The organism is Caballeronia sordidicola, assembly GCF_000729995.1.
Taxonomy (GTDB): domain Bacteria; phylum Pseudomonadota; class Gammaproteobacteria; order Burkholderiales; family Burkholderiaceae; genus Caballeronia; species Caballeronia sordidicola_A.
In genome coordinates this window covers 1-21,410 of record NZ_JNFG01000039.1, presented here as the reverse complement: position 1 = coordinate 21,410, position 21,410 = coordinate 1, and the positions used below count along the sequence as shown (strand labels likewise).

Here is a 21,410-nt window from a genome sequence, read left to right as displayed (position 1 = left end):
CAACGTGTTACCGCAAGCGCCAGCCGTGCCCCTGTTGTGCGCGGAATATCTCGAACCCACTAGCCTTCTCTAGCGCGATGCGCCGGTCGATCGCATCGTTCGAGATCGTGTTGAAATCGAACAAGCCGTAGTGGTGCGCAATCATCGCGCGGGCACGGCCGTTGCGCGCCAATGCCACTGCTTCGTCAAGCGTGAAGTTGCCGGGCACGCCGTTGCCGCTGCGCTGCGCATCCCGTCCATTGACCGGCAGCAATGCAACATGCGGTGCGTGCGCAGCGAGCGCACCCTCCAAGCCCGGATAAGGAATGCAATCGCCCGAATGATATAAACGAACGCTCCCGGCATCGATCACATAACCCAGCCACGGATAGTTGCCATTCGAATCCCGGTCCAGCGTCTCGTGCGCCGATGCTATCGGCGATACGAAACATTCGTCGAGAATCTCTGCCCGGTCGCCCGCATTCACCGCGATCAAGCGATCCATGCCAACGCCGCATCGTTTGACTGCTTCGTCGATCACGGCTGCGGGAACGACAAAGCGAGCGCGCGGAAATCTCCGCGCCAGCGGCTGCAATGTAGCAGGGTCCATGTGATCCGTATGCCGATGCGTGCACAGCACGACATCCAGCCGGTCCAGCTCATCAGGCAGGATGGGCGCCGCCATCATCCTCGCGTGCGGAAATTTCGTGCCCTGGTATTTCTCCGCCAGCGAATTCGACAGGTACGGATCGATCAACATCCTGAACCGATTGAACTCGATTACAAAACCCGCTTGCCCCAACCAGTGCACCGTTACCTCGCCAGATCGAGGTCCCGAGCGCGGATCAAGAAGCCGCTCACGCAACGATGTATGGAACGTCTCCACGCGAACGCCTGGCAGCGTGGACACATCACCAGCAGACATAACCGCCGTCGGCCAGAACGATTGATCCAGTCATCAGGCTGGCCGCGTCGCTAGCGAGGAACAGGATGACCGACGCCACTTCATCAACACGTCCCATCCGGTTCATCGGCGTACCGCCCACCCAGTGCTGCAATTTCTCCTTGTCCTGGTAGACATAGGTGTTCATCTCGGTGTCAATGTACGTTGGCGCGACGGCATTCACGCGCACGCCCCGTGCGCCCCACTCCGCTGCCAGCGACTTCGTCAGGTGATGAACCGCCGCCTTCGACGCGTTGTAGTTCGCCTGCTCCTGCGGCCGGTTGACGATAAACCCCGACATGGAACCCACATTCACTATGCTGCCCGCGCCGCGCTCGAGCATGCCTTTGCCGAACGCGCGGCAAGCCCAGAACACGCCGTTGAGATTGACGTCGATGACCTTGTTCCAGGTCTCGTCGGTCATGGTTTCAGCCGGATGATTCGAGATCGCGATGCCTGCGTTGTTGACCAGCACATCCACGCGGCCGTGGCGCGCGACAACGGCGTTGTTCACGCGCTGTGCAGCGCCGGGGTCGGTCACATCGAAGCGTTCGGTTTCCACATGATGTCCCTTCGATGCCAGCGTTTCGGCTGCCTTGGCAAGCAAGTCAGCGTTCATGTCGGTGAGAACGACCAGCGCGCCGGCTTCAGCCAGCGCCTCCACCGTGGCGAGGCCGATGCCTCGCGCCGCGCCGGTGACGACCGCGACCTTGCCGGTCAGCTTGAACTTGTCGAGATACATGCGTTGATCCTTAAATGGGTTTGGCGGGCACCGGTTTGCCGGCATGCGCCGCGATCCGGCTGATCTCGTCGAACTCGGGGCCGCGCACCGGAATGTCGACATGAAAGACTTCGGCAATCACGCGGGTCCAGCCATAGATGAAGTAGGTCCAGCCGTCCTCGATCTGAAGCGCCCGTGCGTGTTCCTGAGCCCGCGCCTGATCGAGGAAAACCAGGTTACCGCGATAGTTCAGGTCCCACACGACAGCGCGCTCGGGGAACACAGCTGCGTCGCTCAACGGCGAACCCGGCGCGTCCTTACCGAGTCCGGTGGCGTTGATCACCAACGCGCCCGGGGACAAACGCTGCAAGACCGCATCGTTATCTTCTGCCGTCGGCGCGACGACATATTCGCATGGAACATCGAATTTCAGCTCGCGATGGATACGTTCAATTTCCTCCAGCCTGCCAGCCGATCGATTCGACACAATGACCTTCGAAGGACGGTCAGCGCCACGTTCCTTTTGCATCAGATGCCAGGTCAGCGCGATGGTCGAACCGCCTGCGCCCATCGAAAAAACCTCTGCGCCGGTGGTGGCGAAGTGATTCTTGTGAAGGAACCCGTCGAGTGCGAAACCCGACGTGATCGGATCCTTCGCATGACAGATGAATTGTCCGCCCAGCTTCGAGAGGCAGCTCGTTTCGCCCATGATCCGCGCAGTCGGATCGATGACATCGAAGAGATCCTTGCACGCCGCGTACAAATCGATCTTGTGCGTCGTGACCAGGGCGCCAAGTGACAGCGGATCATGCTTGAGGAATTCGACCGCTTCCCGGTACGCGCCGGGCGATGCATGTGGCTGGAAATCGATGCCCTTTATTTCGACGTCGCCCAGACCAAGATGCTTCGCCCATTCCGGGAACACACGCATGATCGAACTCTGCGCAGTAGTCACACCGATGAAATAAAACGTGGGCCGCGTAGCGGGTTGATAAATGGCTCGATAAGCCGTCATCGCGACACTCCTTCAGCAGCCAGGACGCCACGCGCCAGCAAGGCCTCGACGTCCTGCTGCGTGCGCGGTTTGTAGTCCGGATTCGGTACGCTACGCCATGATCCCGCACCGTCATCGACAATGCGCAGCTTCATGCCGTTCGATTGCTCGATGATCGCGTAATCCTGCCCCGAATCCGCCGGATAGCAGAAAAGCATCACGAAGTCCTCCTGCCCAAGATTTACTGACCGGTGAATCCAGCGTGGCGGCACATAGCACGCGGTGTTCGGCTTGATCTCGACCACACGCGTATCGCCGGTGGGCGACTCCATCACCATCACGCCGACACCCTTAAGGCCGAAGTACAACTCGGGCCTGTCGATGGCCGCGTGAATGTGCCCTCGCGTCATGAAGAACTCAGTGCCTACTTTGCCGGGGCTCATGCGAGTCACGCCGGTAATCAGATCGCCCGGGTTGCTGTTGGGCCGGTGATCGGTGACCTCATAGACCACCTCATCGCCGCGAGCGGCTGAAAGCGCCTCGAACGCCGCGGAATCGGCATACAGGCCGTCCAGGTCGCGCAGGAACTTCTGATAACGAGAGTCGGTGCCGGTCATCAGGCCGGTTTGCAGGTCGACATCGAAAGAACGCGGTTCAGGCCATTGCATCAGGTCCATCTCCTTGAGATTGCATTCACATCGCCGCGATGGATCCCGGGCGAGCGTTGAATGTGTATTGCCAGAAGGCTAAACGTTAGTTTTAATAATGATAACTTTAATGAAAATCCAGAACATGGGGGTTTTCCCCGAATAACAAGCCCTGTTTTTATGCTGAATGATAGCTATACTATCGTTAATGATGTGCAGAGACAACGTTATTTCCACTTGCGTTGCGAAGCATACAAAGAGGCATGCAAGGCAAGACGGCTCGTCAAAAGCCACCTCAAGCCAACCCGCTGGAGAGATTCGATGCACGAACAACCGTCCCCTGAGCGCAGGCCCTCCCAGCGCGCCGTGAATGCGCTGCGCGAGGCGCTCGGAGCCGATGTAGTCAGCCTGCCGCACGAGTTCGCCGGGCGAAAGAATTCGGACTCGAGCCGCATGCCGTGCGACGAACCGCTTGCACTGATCAGGCCGCGCAATACGGAACACGTCGCCACCGCGCTGCGGATCTGTCATGAGCACAGGCAACCGGTTGTCACGCAAGGAGGGCTGACGGGACTCGCTGGCGGCGCGACTTTCCTCGGCGGCGAAGTGGCGCTGAGCCTCGAATTGATGAACGGCATTGAAAGTATCGACGCGGTCAGCGCGTCCATGACGGTGCTGTCCGGCACGCCGCTGCAGATCGTCCAGGAAGCCGCCGACGCTGCGGGCTTCATGTTCCCGCTGGATCTCGGCGCACGCGGAAGCTGCACGATCGGCGGCAACCTCGCGACCAACGCGGGGGGAAACCGCGTGATCAAGTACGGAATGATGCGTGACCAGGTGCTCGATATAGAAGCCGTGCTGGCCGATGGCAGCATCGTTGGCGGCTTGCGCAAGATGATCAAGAACAACACGGGGTATGACCTGCGCAACCTGTTGATCGGCAGCGAGGGAACGCTGGCCGTCATCACGCGCGCCGTGCTGCGCTTGCGGCCGAAACCCCGCGCGGTATCCACGGCATGGTGCGGCCTGCCGGACTACGACGCCGTGACCACGTTGTTGCGGCGCGCGCAAGAAAGCTTGCCGGCGGGTGTGTCCGCGTTTGAAGTCATGTGGCCGGGCTACTACGATTTCGTGCTGTCGCGCTTGCCCGAATTACGCGCGCCGCTTGAAGGAAAACATGCGTTCTACGTGCTGCTGGAAAGCAGCGGCGCGGATCCGGCGCGTCAGGCCGACGCGTTCGAAGACTTCCTCTCGGGCATGCTTGAAGAGGGGCTGATCAGCGACGCCGCGCTCGCTTCGTCAGAGTCGGATGCCACCGCGTTCTGGGCCATTCGCGACGCACCCGGTGAGTATCAACGGTTGATTCCAGGCCGCGTTTCCTTCGATGTCAGCTTCTCGATCGCCGACGTGGGCGCAGCCGCTCGCCGTTGCGAACAGCAACTTCGCGAGCACTGGCCCCGCGCGACGATCCTGATCTATGGACATCTTGGCGACGGCAATCTGCATATCGTCGTTCAGGAACCCGACTGGCCGAGCGACACGGCGGCGAAAGTCCAGGCGGTGGTGTACGCCGTGACCGCAGAAATGGGCGGCTCCGTATCGGCGGAACACGGCATTGGCACGAAGAAACTGAAGGTTCTGGCGTTATCGCGCACGCCTGCGGAGCTGGCCGCCATGCGCGCGATCAAGGCCGCACTCGATCCACTGAACATCCTCAATCCAGGAAAGTTGTTGCCGCACTGATTCAACAGTTCTGATGTTTTTTAAAACCGCCAAACCCCAACAAAAGGAGGAGACATGACGCGGTTCGTGAAGCAGGTGATGTGTGGTGTAGCGCTGGCAGTCGCAAGCGCAGTGGCAACGGCCCCGGCGTTTGCTGCCGACAAGATGAAAGTAGGTATTTCAATGAAGGTGCTCAACGCACCCTACTTTTCGGCTGCCATGGAGTCAGCCAAAGCACGTGCGTCGGAACTCGGCGCAGACGTCATCACGGCCGACGCCCAGGGCAAGATGGGCAAGCAGATCTCGGACGTGGAAGACATGTTGACGCGCGGCATCAAGGTGCTGATCATCGACCCGGCCGATCCCAAAGGGCTCGTCAATGCAGTCAACACTGCCACTGCCGCAGGCGTCAAGGTCGTCGTGATCGACAGTACGCTCGACCCCAAGGCCAACTACCTGACGCTCGTGCAATCGTCGAATCGCGAGAACGGTGCGCTGGTCGGCTCGTGGGTGGTCGACACCATGGGCGACAAGCCGCTGAAGATCGCGTTGATCTCCGGCGAGAAAGGCAATCCGGTCGGCAAGGAACGGCGTGATGGTGTGATCGACGGGATTGTCGAAGCGCAGCTCGCCAAGACCGGCAAGGTCAACATGCAGATCGTCGGTCAGGGCTGGGGCAACTGGTCGGATGAAGGCGGGTTGAAGGCCATGGAAGATCTGCTGGTCGCCAACAAGGACATCAACATGGTGCTCGGCGAAAACGACAGCATGGTCCTCGGCGCACGCCGCGCAATCGAAAGTGCTAACCGTCAAGGCATCACGCTCGTTGCCGCCGCCGACGGCCAGAAGGAAGCGCTCAACCTGATAAAGCAGGGCAAGTACGGCGCGACCGCGCTGAACGATCCGGCACTCGTTGCACGCACGGCGGTGGACATTGGCATGAAGGCGGCGAAGGGCGAATCGACCAATGTACCGAAGATCTCGTACACACCGTCCGCTGTGATCAACCAGAGCAACGTCGACAAGTTCTACAACCCCAAAGCGATCTTTTAAAGACGCCCGGGTTCATGCAACGCGCGCCGGCCGAGCCGGTGCGCGTGCATTCTGGAGGCACCTTCATGATTCCATTCATCGCCCTTAGCGGCGTCGACAAGCGCTTTGGCGGCATTCACGCCATCGAAGACGTCGACTTCGATGTCCTCAGCGGCGAAGTTCATGCGCTCGTCGGCGAGAACGGCGCGGGCAAGTCGACGCTGATGCGCATTATCGGCGGCGGTCATCAACCCGATGCCGGCACGATCAAGGTCGAAGGCCGCACCATGTCCTTTCGCAATCCGCATGCGGCCATGGAAGAAGGCATTGCGGTGATTCATCAGGAAACGGCCTTGGCACCGGATTTGTCGGTCGCTGAAAACGTGTTCCTCGGGGCGTTGCCGGCCGTGATCGACTGGCGTTCGCTGCGCAAGCATGCACATGAATTGATCGCGAGTCTTGGCTTCGACATCGACCCCTCGGCGTTGGTCAGCAGCCTCTCGGCCGCGCAATGCCAGGTGATTGAATTTGCCAAGGCACTCAGCCGCCAGGTAAAGCTGCTGGTGCTCGACGAACCCACCGCCGCGCTCGCGCCGTCGGATGCCAACAAGCTGCTCGAGATCGTGCGTGACCTGCGCTCGCGCGGCGTGGGCATCGTGTATATATCGCACCGCCTGGAAGAGGTGTTTGCCATTGCGGACCGCATCACCGTGCTCAAGGACGGCAAGCGCGTGGACACCGTCAAGCCCGCGGATCTCGGCATGGATGAACTCATTCGCAAGATGGTCGGCCGCCCACTCTCGGTGCTGTTCCCGCAACGTCACGCGAGCCTCGGCGACGAAGTGCTGAAGGTGACCGGCCTCGTGCGCGGTCATGCCGTGCGCAACGTGTCGTTCACGCTGCGCGCCGGTGAGGTCGTCGGCTTGGGTGGCCTGATCGGCTCGGGACGCACGGAAGTCGCCCGGCTGATCTTCGGCGCGGACACCCGCGATTCAGGCACCATCGAACTGAAGCAAAAGCTGCTGGCGATCCGCTCGCCAATGGCAGCGGTCAAGGCCGGCATCGGCTTCGTTCCTGAAGACCGAAAAGGCCAGGGTGCGGTTTTATCGATGCCGATCCGCGTCAACGCCACGCTCGCCGCGCTTAAATCCGTCAGCAGCCCCGGTGGTTTTCTCGCGTTTGGCCGGGAGCGCGTGTTCGTTCAAAAGTTGATGGAACAACTGCACATCAAGGCCCGTTCAATGGACGCCGATGTCTCCACGTTATCAGGCGGCAACCAGCAAAAAGTCGTGCTCGCCAAGTGGTTTCATGCGGACGGCGACTTGATCATCCTCGATGAACCTACGCGCGGCGTGGACGTGGGCGCCAAGGTGGAAATTTATACGCTGATCAACCAGCTCGCGGAACGCGGCAAGGCGGTGCTCGTGATCTCGTCGGAGCACCAGGAGTTAATGGGCCTGTGCGACCGCATTCTCGTGATGGGCGAAGGCGAGATTCGCGGCGAACTCCAGCCCGCCGATTTCAGCGAAGAGCAGATCCTCTCGCTCTCTTTGCGACGCGCGCCGGACGAAGCCCCCGCCGCGATCAGCCACTAAACCAGACACGGAGACTCGCATCATGAACCCCAGTGCCGTCACTCAGAAAACGCATCAGGCGCAGTCCGGCCACGCACACGCAAGACATTGGTGGTCGGTCGCGCGCCGCTTCAACACGGTCGCTATCCTGATCGTGCTCGTGATCGCCGCGTCGTTTGTATCGAGCGATTTCTTCTCGGTGGCGAACCTGTCCAACATCTCGCGTCAGGTCGCGGGCGTCGGCATCATGTCGGTGGGCATGCTGCTGGTCGTGCTGACCGGTGGTATCGACTTGTCGGTCGGCTCCATCGCGGCGCTTGGCAGCGTGGTCTCGGCCATGCTCATTCCTCAGTACGGCCTGAGCGTCGCCCTGCTCGTCACGCTGCTCGTGGGTGGTCTGTGCGGCTTTGTATCGGGGGCGTTGATCGCCTGGTTCCGCCTCACGCCGTTTGTCGTCACGCTCGCGATGATGACCGTTGCGCGCGGTGTGGCAATGATCGTCTCCAACGGCTCGCCTATCCTCGTCGACGATGCGGGTCAGGCATTGCTCGACTTCGGCCGTCACTCGTATTTTGGGGTACCGGGACCGACGCTCGTGATGCTGCTGGTATTCGTGACTGGCGGGATTGCGCTGAACCGGCTTCGTGCCGGCCGCGTGGTCCGTGCGATCGGATCGAACGAGGAAGCCGTGCGGCTCTCAGGCGTCCCCGTCGCGCGCCATGTGCTCGGCACCTATGTCAGTTCGGGACTGCTCGCGGCGCTTGCCGGCATCATCTCGACGTCACGTGCCGGGGTCGGTGCGCCGACTGTCGGCGTAGGCGACGAGCTGACCGTGATTGCCGCGGTCGTCATTGGCGGCGCGAGTCTCGCGGGCGGTAAAGGCGGTGCGGTGAATACCCTGATGGGCGTACTGATCCTGGGGGTGATCGGCAACATCATGAACCTCGCCAGCGTGCCGGGTTACCATCAGCAAGTGGTGATGGGCGTGATCATCGTGGCGGCTGTCCTTTCCCAGCGTGGCGCCCGTTTTTGGCGGCGCTAGGTGAGTCTGGTCCATGAGTCTGATCCATGAGTCTGATCCATGAGTTTGATCCATGGGTTTGATCCATCAGCTTGATCCATGAGTCCGATACACTTGGCAACCTGGCCTGACGCCTGCACGGGGCGCCGCTTGCGGCGCCCTGTTGACAATGAACGAAGGAACATCGAGTGCCCGATTACAACATCCTCGAACTGATCGACCGCGCGCGTCCGGACCTTCGCCGCGGCAGCCGGCAAGTCGCCGAGTACATCCTTGCAAACCTGGCCTCGATCCCTGACATCAACCTCGCCGAACTCGCCCGCAACGCGCAGGTCAGCGAACCGACCGTGCTGCGCTTTTGCGCGACGCTCGGCTGCAGCGGCTTCAAGGACTTCAAGATCCGCATGGTGCAGAGCCTGGCGCTCGGCGCCCCTGCCACGCACTCGGTACTCGCCAAGGGCGATGACCCGGAGACCATTGCCACCAAGATCTTCGACTACACCATCACGAGCCTCGACTGGGCGCGCAAGAAACTGGATTTCGCGGCTATCGGGCGGGCGGTGGATTTACTGGCCAAGGCGAAGAGGATCGAGTTCTTCGGCTTTGGCGCGTCGGGCATTGTCGCGCTGGACGCGCAGCAGAAATTTCCGCTCTTCGGCGTGCCGTGCGTCGCGCATCAGGATTCGCACCAGCAGTTCATTGCGGCGTCCATGCTCAAGCCCGGCGATGCGGTCGTGGCCATCTCGAACACCGGCTCCACCCGCTCGCTGATCGAGGTCGCGCGGACCGCCCGCGAACGCGGCGCAAGCGTCATTGTGATTACTGGATCGAATAGTCCATTGGCAAGTTTTTCGGACGTCGCGGTGATTGCGGAGACGTTGGAAAATACGGATGTCTATACGCCGACCACGTCGCGGCTCGCGGCGCTTGTCATTATCGATATCCTCTCGACCAGCGTCGCGCTGCGCAAAGGCGATGCTCATACGCTCGCCGTGCTGGACATGAAAAAGCGCCTCGCCGACATGCGCTCGACCGGCGTCATCTGATAGCGGCACCCCTCGCTGCTTGCATAAAATGACAAAGGCCTCCCTGGCCTTTGCATGAGGCGCTCGCTGCGCGCTTGAGGTTCTGCGTAAAGCGCTGCTTAGGCTGACAAGCCTGAATTCCCCCGAAATTACCAGCCTTTCAATAAGATGTTGTTCAAATAATACGCATGCGGATTGAATACCGAGTGCGCCCGATCAGGTAAATATCATTTCACAAAAATGAAATCGGACCCCTTTAAGGTTCGTCGAGCCGGTCGTTCGCTACCCTTCTAAATCCTTACACACCGATGGATACAGGGCGATTCGCCTGCCTGCGATCGGGTCGGTCCTATGGTTGACGGTTTGGGATACTAATTATTTCGGGCATATGAATTTTTGATATGTCGGTTTAGAAAGAAACGGAATAACCAAACAATCAAACATCGGTGGGACTTTACGACCCTATCAAATAGGATATTTCTTCTTTTACCAACTGAAGCACAACAAAATGAAAATCCAAAAGACCACCGCTGCCATCCTCGCGTTCGGCGCATTTGCCGGCGTTGCACACGCCCAAAGCAGCGTGACCCTGTACGGCATTGCCGACGGCGGCATTCTCTTCAACAACAACGTCAAGGGCGCAAAGCTCTACAGTTTCTCGAGCGCCAATTCATCGCGCTGGGGCTTGCAGGGCGCTGAAGACCTGGGCGGCGGCCTCAAGGCGATCTTCACCCTTGGAAACGGTTATACGCTCGGCACCGGCGCGCTGAGCCAGGGCGGCCTGGAGTTCGGACGCAAGGCCTTCGTCGGCCTGAAGAGCGATACGTACGGTACGGTGACGCTGGGCCGCCAGTACTCGGCAAGTAACGACGCCACCGCCTCGTTCGCATCGGGCGCCGACTGGGCTGCATCCGGCCTCGGCTACGGCACGCGCGCAGGCGACGTGGATAACGTGGATACGTCGAACCGCATTCAGAACGCGCTCAAGTACACGAGCCCGAACTACCGTGGCCTGACGGTTGGCGTCCTGTACAGCCTGGGCGGCCAGGCCGGCCAGTTCTCGAGGAACGAAGTCACCGATGCGGCCGTGTCGTATGTCAACGGTCCGCTCAAGGTTGGCGCGAGCTACAACTTCACCAAGGACCCGTACTACGCGACGTTCGGCAACCAGGGCAACTCGTCGTCGCCGACGTCATCGGCCACGGGCGCGAACAACAACATGCCGAGCCGCATTTACGGCGGCTATGCGTCGGCAGGCTCGCAGCAGATCATTACGGCCGGCGGTTCGTACGTGCTGGGATCGGCAACGATTGCCCTGCTGTACTCGAACACGCAGTTCCAGAACTTGGGTCAGGTCAATGCAGTGGGCAGCTACGGCACCAAGTACAACGGCGGCACCGCTACGTTCAATTCGGGCGAACTGAACGTGAAATACGCGCTGACCCCGGCGCTTACGCTGGCCGGCGCCTACATCTACACGCATAACAGCGGCGCCGACGGCGTTGGCAGCGCCAAGTACAACCAGTTCAACCTGGGCACCATCTACTCAGTGTCCAAGCGTACGTCGTTCTACGCGATCGGCTTCTTCGAAACCGCTTCGGGCATCGATTCGACGGGCAAGTCAGCTGTTGCAGACTTCAGCGGTTCGTCCTACTCGTCGAACAACCACCAGTTGGCAGCCATTGTTGGCATCACGCACAAGTTCTAAATGTTGATTCAACGCTTGGGGGCTGTACTCCCACGCGTTTCTTGAAGCACACGGCCTTCTCTCTCCCAAGTCAACCGGACAGAGAAGGCCGTTTTTTTCCGCCTCGATTTTCAGTCTTACACGCCGCTTGCATAACCGCCATCCACAGGCAAGGTCACGCCCGTGATGAACGCCGACGCCGGCGATGCCAGGAACAACGTCGCGCCAACCAGATCATCCACTTCGCCCCAGCGCTTGAGCGCGCTGCGCGAAGCTATCTTCGCAGCACTTGCCGGTACTTCCCATAGCGCGCGAGTCATGTCGGTGCGATGGTAGCCCGGCGCAATCGCGTTCACCCGTACCCCTGCCGGCCCGAACGCGTGAGCCAGAGAGCGCGTCAAGCCGAGAATGCCGGTCTTGCTGGCGCAATAGGCCGGCACATCCACATCGGCGATATAGCTCAGCATGGACGCCACGTTGACGATTGATCCACGCGCATGCTCGAGTTTGTCGCGAGCGGCCATTGCGAGGCGCATGGCTGCGGTCAGATTCACATCGATCACTTCGCGAAAGACATCGTCACGGTATTCATCGACCGGACGCGCCACGCCGGCCGCATTCACGAGTACGTCGAGCACGCTCAGCGTGGCAACGAAACTTTTGATGGCGTCGTTATCGCGGACATCCAGTTGCTCGAAGCGAATACCTTTTAGCGCGGCGTCCGCTCGCAGCCCTTCGAGCTTGTTAGTCGAGCTGCCGGTTGCGATCACCTGTGCGCCTAGTGCTGCAAAACCCTGCGCGATCGCCAGGCCAATGCCACTGGTAGCGCCCGATACGAGCACGGTCTTGCCGTTGAAAAGGCCGGGACGGAAGGCTGCTGTTTCCGGGCCTTTGAGTTCGCCTGTCATGAGCTTGTCTCGCTTGTAGATTTATTTGTCGAATCGTGCCGCACACCGGTTGATCGACGGGATACGGTTCGTTGTGAATGACCTCTTCCGCCCGGCATGCACGCGTCGCCAAGGGCTAGAGCGTGGCTTCATCGCTCATATCCATGAGGGGGGAGTTGAACGCCGAGTGCATCGGCAAGTTCAAGTTCAGAGCGCACGATATGCGCGGCCTCGGGAAAAGTGCCGGCAGCGCTTTCGTGCTCGGGCCATGCAAGCACCCGCATGCCGGCTGCGATAGCCGCGCGGGCGCCGGTCGGGCTGTCTTCCACCACAATGGCTTCGCCGGGTGTCACGTGCAGCAGCCACGCGGCGCGCTCATACGGCTCGGGATCGGGCTTGCCAACGCGAACGTCGTTGATGCTGATGGAGACCAGTTGCGGGTCTTGCAAGTCGAGCGCGCGGAGCCCGGCTTCAAGCAACATGCGCGATGAATTTGACACAATCGCTTGTCGTGTTCCCGCTGCGCGCACCGCGTGATAGACGCTGAGCGCGCCGGGTCGTGGCTGCATCTTCGGGGCTTCGGACAGGTAGTGCCGCGCCCTTGCCATCGACCATGGGCCGTATTCGAAATCGATACCAAATCGCTCGCAGCAGTACGCGTGCACTTCGCGGCCGGTCTTGCCGAATATCGACGCATGCAGGTCGTCGCCCGCGTCTATTCCATGATGGGTCAACACGGCGACCAGCGTGCTCAGATGCAGCGCTTCACTGTCGGCGAGCGTGCCGTCCATGTCCCACAGGACGGCCTTGATTACTTGCGTCATGCACGATCCTCGGCGAGACGATCCAGGTCGTCGTAGAACTGTTGCGAGCTCGCATAGAGCCGCTCGAAGATCGGCATCATCCGATCATAGGTGTCGCTCGCGCGCGGGTCCGGCAAGACCTCGCGTTCAAACTGGACGAACGCCGCGACGGCATCGCCCAGACGCGGGAACTGGCCGTGTGCGGTCGCGGCGAGAATGGCGCAGCCGATCACGCCGCATTCAAGTTGAGCCGGCACGAGGATCGGCGTGCGATACATGCTTGCCTTGATCTCAAGCCAGAGCGCCGCCTTGGCGCCGCCGCTTGCCGCGACCAGCCGCTCCATGTGAACACCCGCCGATTCGATTACGCCAATGTGCCGCCGCACGCCGAACGCGACCCCTTCCAACACCGCGCGATGCAAATGCGCTGCCCCATGCCTGGCTCCGACGCCGAAGAACTGCGCGCGCGAATTCGAATGCTCGCCGAGCCTTTCACCGGTCAGATAAGGGAGGAAGAACAGGCCTTCAGAACCGACGGGGGCGTCGGCAGCTTTCTGCGCAACAGCTTCGTAGCCAAGGGTGTTTTCATGAAACGCACGACGCGCCCAGCGCACTGCGTCGCCGCCCGAATCGAGCAGCATGAACCTTCCCCAGAGCCCTTCCGCCGAGACCATGTTCGAGACTTCCGGGTGCAGCATGGGGGACTCCGCGATCACCGTTATGATCGACGACGTACCGGTGATATCCGAGCCAAGACCGGGCCCATGCACGCCTGAGCCCAGCATCGAAAGCGCGTAGTCCGCACCACCGACCAATACCGGCGTACCTTCGCGCAGGCCGGTTGCCTGAGCCGCTTCAGTGGTCACCGTGCCCAGTATCTCCTGCGGCGAGCGGATGGGAGGAAGCTTGCTGCCGTCGAGACCGAGTGTGTCGAGCATGGGCTGCGACCATGACCGCGTTGCCGGATCCATCAGGAAACTGGTTGATGCATCGCTCCAGTCCCAGGCGCGCTCGCCTGTCAGCCGGAAGTTGATGTAGTCCTTCGGCATGAACACCGTTGCCGCACGTTCGTATGCATCGGCTTCGTTCTGCTTGAGCCATTGCAGTTTGAAGCCGGGCCATGCGGGTGTAGCCGGGTTGGCCGTCATCGCCAGATACGATGCTCCTGCGTGGCTCGCCCGGAAGGCTGCGACTTGCGCAAGCGTGCGTTTGTCGTTCCACAGCGGTGCGGTCTCGCGAGTGAGCTGACCGTCTGCATCGATGAGAACCGTGCCGTGCATCTGGCCACATGCGCAAATAGCCGCGATGTTTTCGGCGGCATGGGGCGTGCCGCCAAGGACCTCTTGAATCGCACCGGCGACGCCCTGCCACCAGTCGGCCGGCCGCTGTTCGGACCAGCCGTAGCGCGGCACGATCTGCTCGTGTTCGCGGGCAGCAATACTCACTATGACGCCATGCGAATTGACCAGGGCAGCGCGGGCGCTGCCCGTGCCAACGTCGATGGCAAGGTAAAACGTCTCCATTACTCGAATCCTCAGGTACTGCCTGAACGAGCAAGCAAAAACTCGCTGGGCCGGCACACGAGTGATTGCGTCCATGTCTTATTAACGTTATTTTGACTACGTTTTTTGCTCATGTCAAATCAAGACAACCCTGATTACCAGCGCTATATTGATAATTCAGCTTCCATCCGCTGACATTATCGTTCTTTTTGCTAACTTTATTGAGCATCGACTCCATCGGCTTCAAACCTAGTGCCCCCCTGCTCCCGCGGCCGCTGCCGCACCATCCTTGCTCGGCTTGGTGATCCAGATAAGCGGGATGATCGCGATGAAAATGACCGCCGAAAGCCAGAAGATATCGTTCAGTCCAAGCATGGCGGCTTGCGTATTGAGCGACGATTCGAAGAACGTCATCGCTTGCGCCGCGCTTCCTCCAAGCGTGCTCTGCAATGCAGCGATACTCGCGACGAAGTTCGGACTATTGACACTCGTTTGTTCAGCCAGTTGAGCATGATGCAGGATCGTCCGGTCGTTCCAGCCGGTACTCACGAGCGACGTTCCAACAGCGCCCGCGAAGACCCGCGTGAAATTTGACAGCCCTGCGGCAGCGGGTATTTTGTCCGCCGGCAAGCCGGACAAAATGATCGCCGTCAGCGGCACGAAAAACAGCGCAGTGGGAACGCCTTGCAGCAAGGTCGGAAGGACCAGGGTCCAGGTATCGACGCCCGTTGTGTAGAACGAACGCATGAAAAACACGCCGGCAAAACCGAGAAAAGCGAGCGTGGCAAGCACCCGTGCATCGCTCTTCGGCATGATCTTGGCCATCACCGGCGTCAGCAGCACAGCAAAGATACCCAGCGGGGCGGTAGCAAGACCGGCATCGACGGAACGATAGTTCAGGTACTGCTGCATCCACGTCGGCAAGATCACGAGGTTCGAAAAGAAGAGCGCATACGCGACTGAAATCGCGACGGTTCCCCCCAGGAAATTACGTCCCTTGAAGAGCCGCAGATTGATGATCGGATTTTTTTCCGTCAACTCCCAGATCATGAAAAACACGAAGCTGATCAACGCGAAGAGCCCCAACGCGACAATCACCGGCGAGGTGAACCAGTCGAGGTCCTTGCCTTTATCGAGCATGATCTGCAACGAGCCGACCCACGCGATCAACGAGATCAGGCCCACTTTGTCGATGGGGATCCGCTTCACCGGTGTTTCGCGCGTCCGATAGATTGCCCACGTCACGCCGGCGGCAAACAGGCCGACCGGAATGTTGATGTAGAAGATCCAGGACCACGAGTAGCTATCGGTGATCCAGCCACCCAGCGCCGGTCCGACGATCGGGCCTACCGTCGCGGTCATGGCCCACAGCGCCAGCGCGTGCGAGCTCTTTTCCTTCGGATATGAACCGAGCAGGATGGCCTGCGAGAGCGGGATCAGCGGACCGGCTACCGCGCCTTGCAGGATCCGCGCGCCAAGTAGCACGGGAAGGTTGGGCGCGAGGCCGCACAACCATGAAGACACCACGAACAACAGGATCGCCCACACGAACAACTTTATCTGCCCGACCCGTTGCGTGAGCCAGCCGGTCAGCGGGATCGAAATGGCGTTGGCGGCGGCGAACAGGGTAATGACCCATGTGCCTTCATCGACCGAGACGCCCAGGTTGCCCGAGATGGTCGGGATCGCCACATTCGCAATCGACGAATCCAGCACGTTCATGAACGTGGCAAGTGCAACGGCAAGGGTGGCAAGCGCCAACTTCCCACCGGTGAGTGGCGCGAGCGCGCCGGACTGAGACGACGTATTCATGGATGCTCCCAAGGACACATTTAATCTGACTTGTCAGATATTTGTTTAAAAAAATGCGTTTAACCGGCGCGATGGAGTTCGGCTTGATCGCGCTTCGCCACAGTCTTGGGAGCGGCTATCGGCATATTGTCGGCGATCACCTTGGCGATCTCCGCATCCGCTTGCGCGCCGTATTGCTCGAATACATCGGTCTTATAGGACGTGTTGGTTGCGGCTGCCAGTTGCGTACCGGATTCGTCACGCGTTTCGACCTCGACGTCCATCGACAAGCCGATGCGCAGCGGATGTTGTTCAAGCTCACGCGGGTCAAGCTGGATACGTGCCGGCAAGCGTTGCACGACCTTGATCCAGTTGCCTGTCGCGTTCTGAGGCGGCAGCACGGCAAACGCGCTGCCCGTGCCTGCGGAAAAGCCCACCACGCGGCCGTGATACTTGACGCTCGAACCATACACATCGGCGGTCAACGTGACAGGCTGACCGATCCTCATGCGCCGCAATTGCCCTTCCTTGAAGTTGGCGTCGACCCAGACACCGTCGAGCGGCACGATCGCCATCAGCGGTGTACCCGGAGCGACCCGCTGCCCGACCTGCACCGAACGGCGTGCAACGTAACCCGTCACCGGCGCGGGCAAGGTGTTACGGGCATAGCTCAGGTAAGCATCGCGAAGCTTGCTTGCAGCAGCCTGGACGTCAGGGTGTTGTTCGATTGAAGTGCGGTCAGTGAGCACGTGGTTCGCTACGGCTTGCTGGCGTATGGCGTCGAGTGAGGCTTGCGCGCTTTTGACGGCATCGCGCGCATGCGACACATCTTCGGCAGACACCGCCCCGGTGTTCTCCACAGCCTGACGGCGTTGCAGATCCGAGTTGGCGCGGGCGAGATCCGACTCGCGTTGAGCGATGCCCGCCGCATAAAAGTCATTGTTGACGTAGAGGCTGCTCACTTCCCGCACGGTCCGGCCAAGCGTCGCTTCCGCATTGCCGAGTGCGATTCTTGCATCGGCTGGATCCAGCGTCACGACCGGGTCACCGGCCTTGACGATCTGCGTATCGTCAGCGTTCACCGCGACCACCGTACCACTGACTTGCGGCGTGAGTTGCACCAGATTGCCGCTTACATAGGCGTCGTCCGTCGCCTGGTAGAAGCGAGCATCGGTGTAGTAATACGCACCGTAGGCTGCGGCCGAGACGACGATTGCTGCGCCGAGCAAGGAAAGCAGCAGCTTGCGTTTCGTGCGCGGTGCGGCCTCTTGGGGTAAAGCACCCTTGGCTGCTGCGTTTGAGTCCACCGCCGCGCGGTCGGACTGGATGGTATCGCTCATTTCTAATTCTCCTGACGGGTCCGTGGCGTGCCGGCTCAGCGCGCGGCAACAGATTGTGAAGACGAAGGTGTGCTGGCGTCCGTGCTGGTGTCGACGCTTGTGTCCACATAACCGCCGCCGAGCGCCGCAGCGAGTGCGATCTGCTGGTCACGGCGGTTCATTTTCAGATCGACCACGGTCTGGTCGGCTGACAACGCGTTCGTGTCGGCGTTGAGTACGGTCAGTTGATTGGTGAGGCCGCCCTTGTACTGGATGATCGCGAGTTCATCGGCGCGATGCGCGGCGTCCTGCGCGGTTTCTGCATCGACGAGTTGTGCATCCGTCGAGCGGATCTGTGCGAGTTGCGTCGCGACATCGCTGAGCGCGGTGACAAGCGTCTGGTCATAGGTCGCAACCGCATAATCGAAATCGGCGTAACGGCCTTTGAGTTGAGCGCGCAATGCGCCGGCATCGAAGATCGGCAAGTGAATCGCGGGACCGGCTGAAGCGGTCCTGCTCGCGGCCGTCAGCAAGCGGCCAAAGCCGAATGCGTCCAGGCCAATCGATGCACTCAGATTGATGTCCGGATAAAACTCCGCCTTCGCTTCTTTCACATCATGCGTGAGGGCGTCCACGCGCCAGCGTGCCGCCACCAGGTCGGGCCGGCGGCTGACGAGATCGGCCGGCAGGTTGTCGGGGAGCAGCACCTGGTCCCCCACGCCAAGCGTCGGGCGCTGGATCGTCAAGCCGCGATCCGGGCCTGCCCCAAGCAATGCGGCGATCTGATAGCGCGTCGTGAGAATCTGGCCATCGAGCGCGCTCAGGGATGCATGACTTGTCGCGACGTTCGCTTGCGCCGTCTTGCGCTCGACTTCCGTGTCCAGCCCGGTCGCGATCCGGCCCGCTGCAATACGTTCAATCTGATCGCGTTGGGCGACTTCCTTGACGGCGATATCGCGCTGGTCGTAAAGCCGCGCAAGCTGGTTATAAGCGCGGGCAATTGATGTAGTCAGCGTCAGCTTCACGACTTCAGCATCCGCTTCGCTTGCCTGTGTTTGAGACACCGCCGCCTTCAGCGCTTCACGATTCTTGCCCCACAGATCGAGGTCGTACGAAGCGCTGGCAAGCAGCGTGTTTTCAGTCTGCCACGAACCCGCGTAAGGAGGCGGCACGAGCGCGTCGCCGGAGTATTGCTTGCGGGTCAGCGAATAGTCCGCGCCCACCTTGGGCATTGTGTTGGCCTTCGCCGTCTCGCTATAAGCATTGGCCGAAGCAACCCGGGCACGCGCCTGATCAAGGGTTGGGCTGTTCTTCAATGCTTCTGCAATCAGCGCTTTCAACTGCGCGTCGCCGAATTGATCGGCCCAACCGGCTGCCGGCCAATGACCGCTCTCAGACGGAATGCTTTGGGTCGTCTCGTACGATTGCGGCTGGGCCATCTGCTGGTCGCTGTGAATGCCTGCATAGTTCGCGCACGCCGACAGCACCGCTGCGAACATCACCGATACACCCACGGTCAATGCTCTCGAACCGATCGATTTCCGATTTAACTGTGATTTCATTTTCTGATCTGTCAGATAATTGGACAAAAAAAAGCGGCTGGCTTATTTGGCTTACTTGCTCGGCTTACCTACTCATCAAGAAATTTGCGAAGCAGGCGGCGCAATTCTTCGAACTCGGCCTTGTTGAAATTCTTCAGGTGCGCGTTCAACACATTCGGTGCCACTTCTGGAACCTGGGCGGCGACCTCCGCACCCTTTTTCGTCAACGTAAGGTCAACGACACGGCGATCTTCCAGGCTGCGCGAGCGCTGCAGCAATTCCTTCGCTTCCAGCTTGTCGAGCATGCGCGTCATCAGGCCGGTATCGATCCCCAGCGCCTTCGACAACTCGAACGGCGTTGCGGCCTCACCAAGCGCCAGGGACATCAGGATACCCATCTGCTGACTGGAGATATCCAGGTCCTTCAGTGCGGCATCCATTTCGACTGTCAGAATGTTGCGCGCTTTGTTGATCATGAAACCGATGCTTTGAGTCGGACGATAGTTTTGCTTGCCATAGTGGTTCATCGCTGCCTCCGTTGATGAACAGCATATTATTTGACAAGTCAGATACTGTCAAGATTGATTTAATACAAAGAGTCGTGGCGTCAGCAGATTGTAAAAATCGAGGGTCGAACGTTCGACGGTCAACGATCGCACTGGCATGTCAGAATCCTTGCATTGGTCATACTTGAGGATACCGGTTCGATGGAAATCTACGTAACCATTCGCGGCCGCGACGACTTGAGCGGACAGATTTACCGCCAGTTGCGCAGCGGTATTGTCGAAGGTCGGCTGGTGGCGGGCGAACGCCTGCCCTCCACGCGAGACCTGGCCACGCAACTTGGCGTCTCGCGCAAGACAACGCTTGATGTCTTCGAGCGCCTCACCTCCGAAGGGTATCTTCGTTCGCGTCCCGGCGACGGCACGTTCGTGGCTGATGGATTGATCCGTGTTCCGACGCATCCCGCCGACGCAACGAAGCATCAGGCAAGGATGCAGGCGATCTGGTCGTCGATGCCCGTTCAGCTTTCGATGCCCAGGCACGACGTGCCCTACCTGTTTGATTTTTTAGGCGGCGTGACTGACAAGCGCCTGTTCCCCTTCGACACCTGGCGTCGCTGCATCAATCATGCGGTGCGATTGCAGGCACGTGGCCGCGGACAGTATCGCGACCCGGCCGGTGAACAGGAATTGCGTCTCGCCGTATCGCGTTACTTGTCCTTTAGCCGCGCCGTGGCAAGCAACTGGCAGGACGTAATTGTCACGCAAGGCGCGCAGCAGGCGATCGATCTTATTGCACGCGTGGTGCTCCGTCCCGGCGAAGTGGTCGCGGTTGAGGAACCGGGATATCCGCCTGCGCGTGCGGCATTCGTGGCGGCGGGCGCGAAGATAGTCGGCGTGCCCGTTGACGACCAAGGTTTGATTGTCGAGCAATTGCCCAAGAAAGCGCGGCTTGTCTATGTGACACCGTCGCATCAGTTTCCACTCGGCATGCCGATGAGTCTCGAGCGTCGCGTGGCGCTGCTCGAGTGGGCGCAGCGCCAGGGTGCGGTCATTATTGAAGACGACTATGACGGCGAGTTCCGTTTCGAAGGCCGGCCGGTGGAACCGCTCAAGAGTCTCGACCGTGCCGGTCTGGTGGCTTATGTCGGCACGTTTTCAAAGACGATCTTTCCGGAGTTGCGGGTGGGTTATGTCGTACCGCCGGCGTCGTTGAATGAGGCCATACAGAAAGCCAAACAGATAAGTGACTGGCATAGCTGCTCGCTGACGCAAGCCGCGCTGGCCAAATTCATGCTTGACGGCGACTTCGCCAAGCATTTGCGACGGATGCACAAGCACTATGAGGATAGGCGGAGAACGCTTGTTTCGTCGCTGCAAAACGAACTTGCGGAATGGTTCGAGCCACTGATTCCTGCGGCGGGAATTCATATGACAGCACGATTGAAGGGATCGTTGAAGGAGAAGCACCTCAGCGGCGGCGCTCTTGATGCGTCTATTGGCTTGTATGGGATCTCGGCGTTCTACATGAACCAGCCCACGCAGGAGGGGCTGATCTTCGGCTATGGCGGGGTCGAGTCGGGCACGGACGGGGGCGCCGCGAAGAAGATGCGGGTGCGGGTTTTGGAGATGGGTTAGGGCCTGTGTCTTTTACACATCTCCCCGCCCACGAGAAGGGCCCCTATCTCGTTTGTAGTCTTCTTGTTTGAAAAAAAAAAA

The 21,410-nt window shown here is 60.1% G+C and carries 18 protein-coding genes; 7 read left to right on the top strand and 11 right to left on the bottom strand.

The window, feature by feature from the left end; genetic code table 11:
- Positions 1 to 7: 7 nt before the first annotated feature.
- Genes FH08_RS0129135 through FH08_RS0129120 form a run of 4 tightly spaced genes read right to left on the bottom strand, consistent with a single transcriptional unit; the run spans position 8 to position 3,305 of the window.
- Positions 8 to 904 carry an MBL fold metallo-hydrolase gene (locus FH08_RS0129135; protein ID WP_051888626.1) on the bottom strand — a complete coding sequence of 299 codons (897 nt, stop codon included), beginning with the start codon at positions 902 to 904 and terminating at the stop codon, positions 8 to 10.
- Complete coding sequence (locus FH08_RS0129130) at positions 891 to 1,664, bottom strand: SDR family NAD(P)-dependent oxidoreductase (protein ID WP_031361736.1); 774 nt, start codon at positions 1,662 to 1,664, stop codon at positions 891 to 893. Before FH08_RS0129130 ends, FH08_RS0129135 begins: the two co-directional genes overlap by 14 nt.
- Before the next feature lie 10 nt (positions 1,665 to 1,674).
- On the bottom strand, positions 1,675 to 2,658 hold the full coding sequence (locus tag FH08_RS0129125) for a shikimate dehydrogenase family protein (protein WP_031361735.1): 984 nt from the start codon (positions 2,656 to 2,658) through the stop codon (positions 1,675 to 1,677).
- On the bottom strand, positions 2,655 to 3,305 hold the full coding sequence (locus FH08_RS0129120) for a glucose-6-phosphate isomerase (protein ID WP_031361734.1): 651 nt from the start codon (positions 3,303 to 3,305) through the stop codon (positions 2,655 to 2,657). The genes FH08_RS0129125 and FH08_RS0129120 overlap by 4 nt, the downstream gene beginning before the upstream one ends.
- Positions 3,306 to 3,605: 300 nt before the next feature.
- On the opposite strand from FH08_RS0129120, the gene FH08_RS0129115 reads away from it, so the two are divergent.
- From FH08_RS0129115 to FH08_RS0129090, 6 genes are all read left to right on the top strand, one after another.
- Positions 3,606 to 5,027 (top strand): FAD-binding oxidoreductase, encoded by a 1,422-nt coding sequence (locus tag FH08_RS0129115; RefSeq protein WP_031361733.1) that lies wholly within the window; start codon positions 3,606 to 3,608, stop codon positions 5,025 to 5,027.
- A 54-nt stretch (positions 5,028 to 5,081) separates the two neighbouring features.
- On the top strand, positions 5,082 to 6,059 hold the full coding sequence (locus FH08_RS0129110; RefSeq protein WP_152602947.1) for a substrate-binding domain-containing protein: 978 nt from the start codon (positions 5,082 to 5,084) through the stop codon (positions 6,057 to 6,059).
- Between the two features lie 65 nt (positions 6,060 to 6,124).
- Positions 6,125 to 7,633 (top strand): sugar ABC transporter ATP-binding protein, encoded by a 1,509-nt coding sequence (locus tag FH08_RS0129105; protein WP_031361731.1) that lies wholly within the window; start codon positions 6,125 to 6,127, stop codon positions 7,631 to 7,633.
- A 22-nt stretch (positions 7,634 to 7,655) separates the two neighbouring features.
- Complete coding sequence (locus FH08_RS0129100; RefSeq protein WP_081889603.1) at positions 7,656 to 8,654, top strand: ABC transporter permease; 999 nt, start codon at positions 7,656 to 7,658, stop codon at positions 8,652 to 8,654.
- Positions 8,655 to 8,821: 167 nt separating this feature from the next.
- Complete coding sequence (locus FH08_RS0129095) at positions 8,822 to 9,679, top strand: SIS domain-containing protein (RefSeq protein WP_031361729.1); 858 nt, start codon at positions 8,822 to 8,824, stop codon at positions 9,677 to 9,679.
- Between the two features lie 487 nt (positions 9,680 to 10,166).
- Positions 10,167 to 11,366, top strand: a complete 1,200-nt coding sequence (locus tag FH08_RS0129090; RefSeq protein ID WP_326928985.1) for a porin — start codon at positions 10,167 to 10,169, stop codon at positions 11,364 to 11,366.
- A 116-nt stretch (positions 11,367 to 11,482) separates the two neighbouring features.
- Here FH08_RS0129090 and FH08_RS0129085 read toward each other — a convergent pair whose 3' ends face one another.
- The 7 genes from FH08_RS0129085 to FH08_RS0129055 form a co-directional block, all read right to left on the bottom strand.
- Positions 11,483 to 12,253 carry an SDR family NAD(P)-dependent oxidoreductase gene (locus tag FH08_RS0129085; protein WP_035567374.1) on the bottom strand — a complete coding sequence of 257 codons (771 nt, stop codon included), beginning with the start codon at positions 12,251 to 12,253 and terminating at the stop codon, positions 11,483 to 11,485.
- Between the two features lie 128 nt (positions 12,254 to 12,381).
- Complete coding sequence (locus tag FH08_RS0129080) at positions 12,382 to 13,056, bottom strand: HAD family hydrolase (protein ID WP_031361726.1); 675 nt, start codon at positions 13,054 to 13,056, stop codon at positions 12,382 to 12,384.
- Positions 13,053 to 14,558, bottom strand: a complete 1,506-nt coding sequence (locus FH08_RS0129075; RefSeq protein WP_031361725.1) for a xylulokinase — start codon at positions 14,556 to 14,558, stop codon at positions 13,053 to 13,055. The genes FH08_RS0129080 and FH08_RS0129075 overlap by 4 nt, the downstream gene beginning before the upstream one ends.
- A gap of 228 nt (positions 14,559 to 14,786) precedes the next feature.
- Complete coding sequence (locus FH08_RS0129070) at positions 14,787 to 16,349, bottom strand: DHA2 family efflux MFS transporter permease subunit (RefSeq protein WP_031361724.1); 1,563 nt, start codon at positions 16,347 to 16,349, stop codon at positions 14,787 to 14,789.
- Between the two features lie 59 nt (positions 16,350 to 16,408).
- The gene (locus FH08_RS0129065; RefSeq protein ID WP_031361723.1) at positions 16,409 to 17,668 is read right to left on the bottom strand and encodes an HlyD family efflux transporter periplasmic adaptor subunit; all 1,260 of its coding nucleotides are present in this window, start codon (positions 17,666 to 17,668) and stop codon (positions 16,409 to 16,411) included.
- Positions 17,669 to 17,703: 35 nt separating this feature from the next.
- Positions 17,704 to 19,209: an efflux transporter outer membrane subunit gene (locus tag FH08_RS0129060; protein ID WP_031361722.1), complete on the bottom strand. Its 1,506-nt coding sequence runs from the start codon at positions 19,207 to 19,209 to the stop codon at positions 17,704 to 17,706.
- 68 nt (positions 19,210 to 19,277) lie between these two features.
- On the bottom strand, positions 19,278 to 19,715 hold the full coding sequence (locus FH08_RS0129055; RefSeq protein WP_031361721.1) for a MarR family winged helix-turn-helix transcriptional regulator: 438 nt from the start codon (positions 19,713 to 19,715) through the stop codon (positions 19,278 to 19,280).
- 180 nt (positions 19,716 to 19,895) lie between these two features.
- On the opposite strand from FH08_RS0129055, the gene FH08_RS0129050 reads away from it, so the two are divergent.
- The gene (locus FH08_RS0129050) at positions 19,896 to 21,329 is read left to right on the top strand and encodes a PLP-dependent aminotransferase family protein (protein WP_031361720.1); all 1,434 of its coding nucleotides are present in this window, start codon (positions 19,896 to 19,898) and stop codon (positions 21,327 to 21,329) included.
- Positions 21,330 to 21,410: the final 81 nt, after the last annotated feature.

Coding starts and splice junctions, on each gene's coding strand:
- FH08_RS0129065 (WP_031361723.1), bottom strand. CDS start 17,668: ATGAGCGATACCATCCAGTCCGACCGCGCGGCGGTGGACTCAAACGCA.
- FH08_RS0129100 (WP_081889603.1), top strand. CDS start 7,656: ATGAACCCCAGTGCCGTCACTCAGAAAACGCATCAGGCGCAGTCCGGC.
- FH08_RS0129130 (WP_031361736.1), bottom strand. CDS start 1,664: ATGTATCTCGACAAGTTCAAGCTGACCGGCAAGGTCGCGGTCGTCACC.
- FH08_RS0129090 (WP_326928985.1), top strand. CDS start 10,167: ATGAAAATCCAAAAGACCACCGCTGCCATCCTCGCGTTCGGCGCATTT.
- FH08_RS0129135 (WP_051888626.1), bottom strand. CDS start 904: ATGTCTGCTGGTGATGTGTCCACGCTGCCAGGCGTTCGCGTGGAGACG.
- FH08_RS0129070 (WP_031361724.1), bottom strand. CDS start 16,349: ATGAATACGTCGTCTCAGTCCGGCGCGCTCGCGCCACTCACCGGTGGG.
- FH08_RS0129050 (WP_031361720.1), top strand. CDS start 19,896: ATGGAAATCTACGTAACCATTCGCGGCCGCGACGACTTGAGCGGACAG.
- FH08_RS0129120 (WP_031361734.1), bottom strand. CDS start 3,305: ATGCAATGGCCTGAACCGCGTTCTTTCGATGTCGACCTGCAAACCGGC.
- FH08_RS0129080 (WP_031361726.1), bottom strand. CDS start 13,056: ATGACGCAAGTAATCAAGGCCGTCCTGTGGGACATGGACGGCACGCTC.
- FH08_RS0129115 (WP_031361733.1), top strand. CDS start 3,606: ATGCACGAACAACCGTCCCCTGAGCGCAGGCCCTCCCAGCGCGCCGTG.
- FH08_RS0129110 (WP_152602947.1), top strand. CDS start 5,082: ATGACGCGGTTCGTGAAGCAGGTGATGTGTGGTGTAGCGCTGGCAGTC.
- FH08_RS0129060 (WP_031361722.1), bottom strand. CDS start 19,209: ATGAAATCACAGTTAAATCGGAAATCGATCGGTTCGAGAGCATTGACC.
- FH08_RS0129085 (WP_035567374.1), bottom strand. CDS start 12,253: ATGACAGGCGAACTCAAAGGCCCGGAAACAGCAGCCTTCCGTCCCGGC.
- FH08_RS0129055 (WP_031361721.1), bottom strand. CDS start 19,715: ATGAACCACTATGGCAAGCAAAACTATCGTCCGACTCAAAGCATCGGT.
- FH08_RS0129105 (WP_031361731.1), top strand. CDS start 6,125: ATGATTCCATTCATCGCCCTTAGCGGCGTCGACAAGCGCTTTGGCGGC.
- FH08_RS0129075 (WP_031361725.1), bottom strand. CDS start 14,558: ATGGAGACGTTTTACCTTGCCATCGACGTTGGCACGGGCAGCGCCCGC.
- FH08_RS0129125 (WP_031361735.1), bottom strand. CDS start 2,658: ATGACGGCTTATCGAGCCATTTATCAACCCGCTACGCGGCCCACGTTT.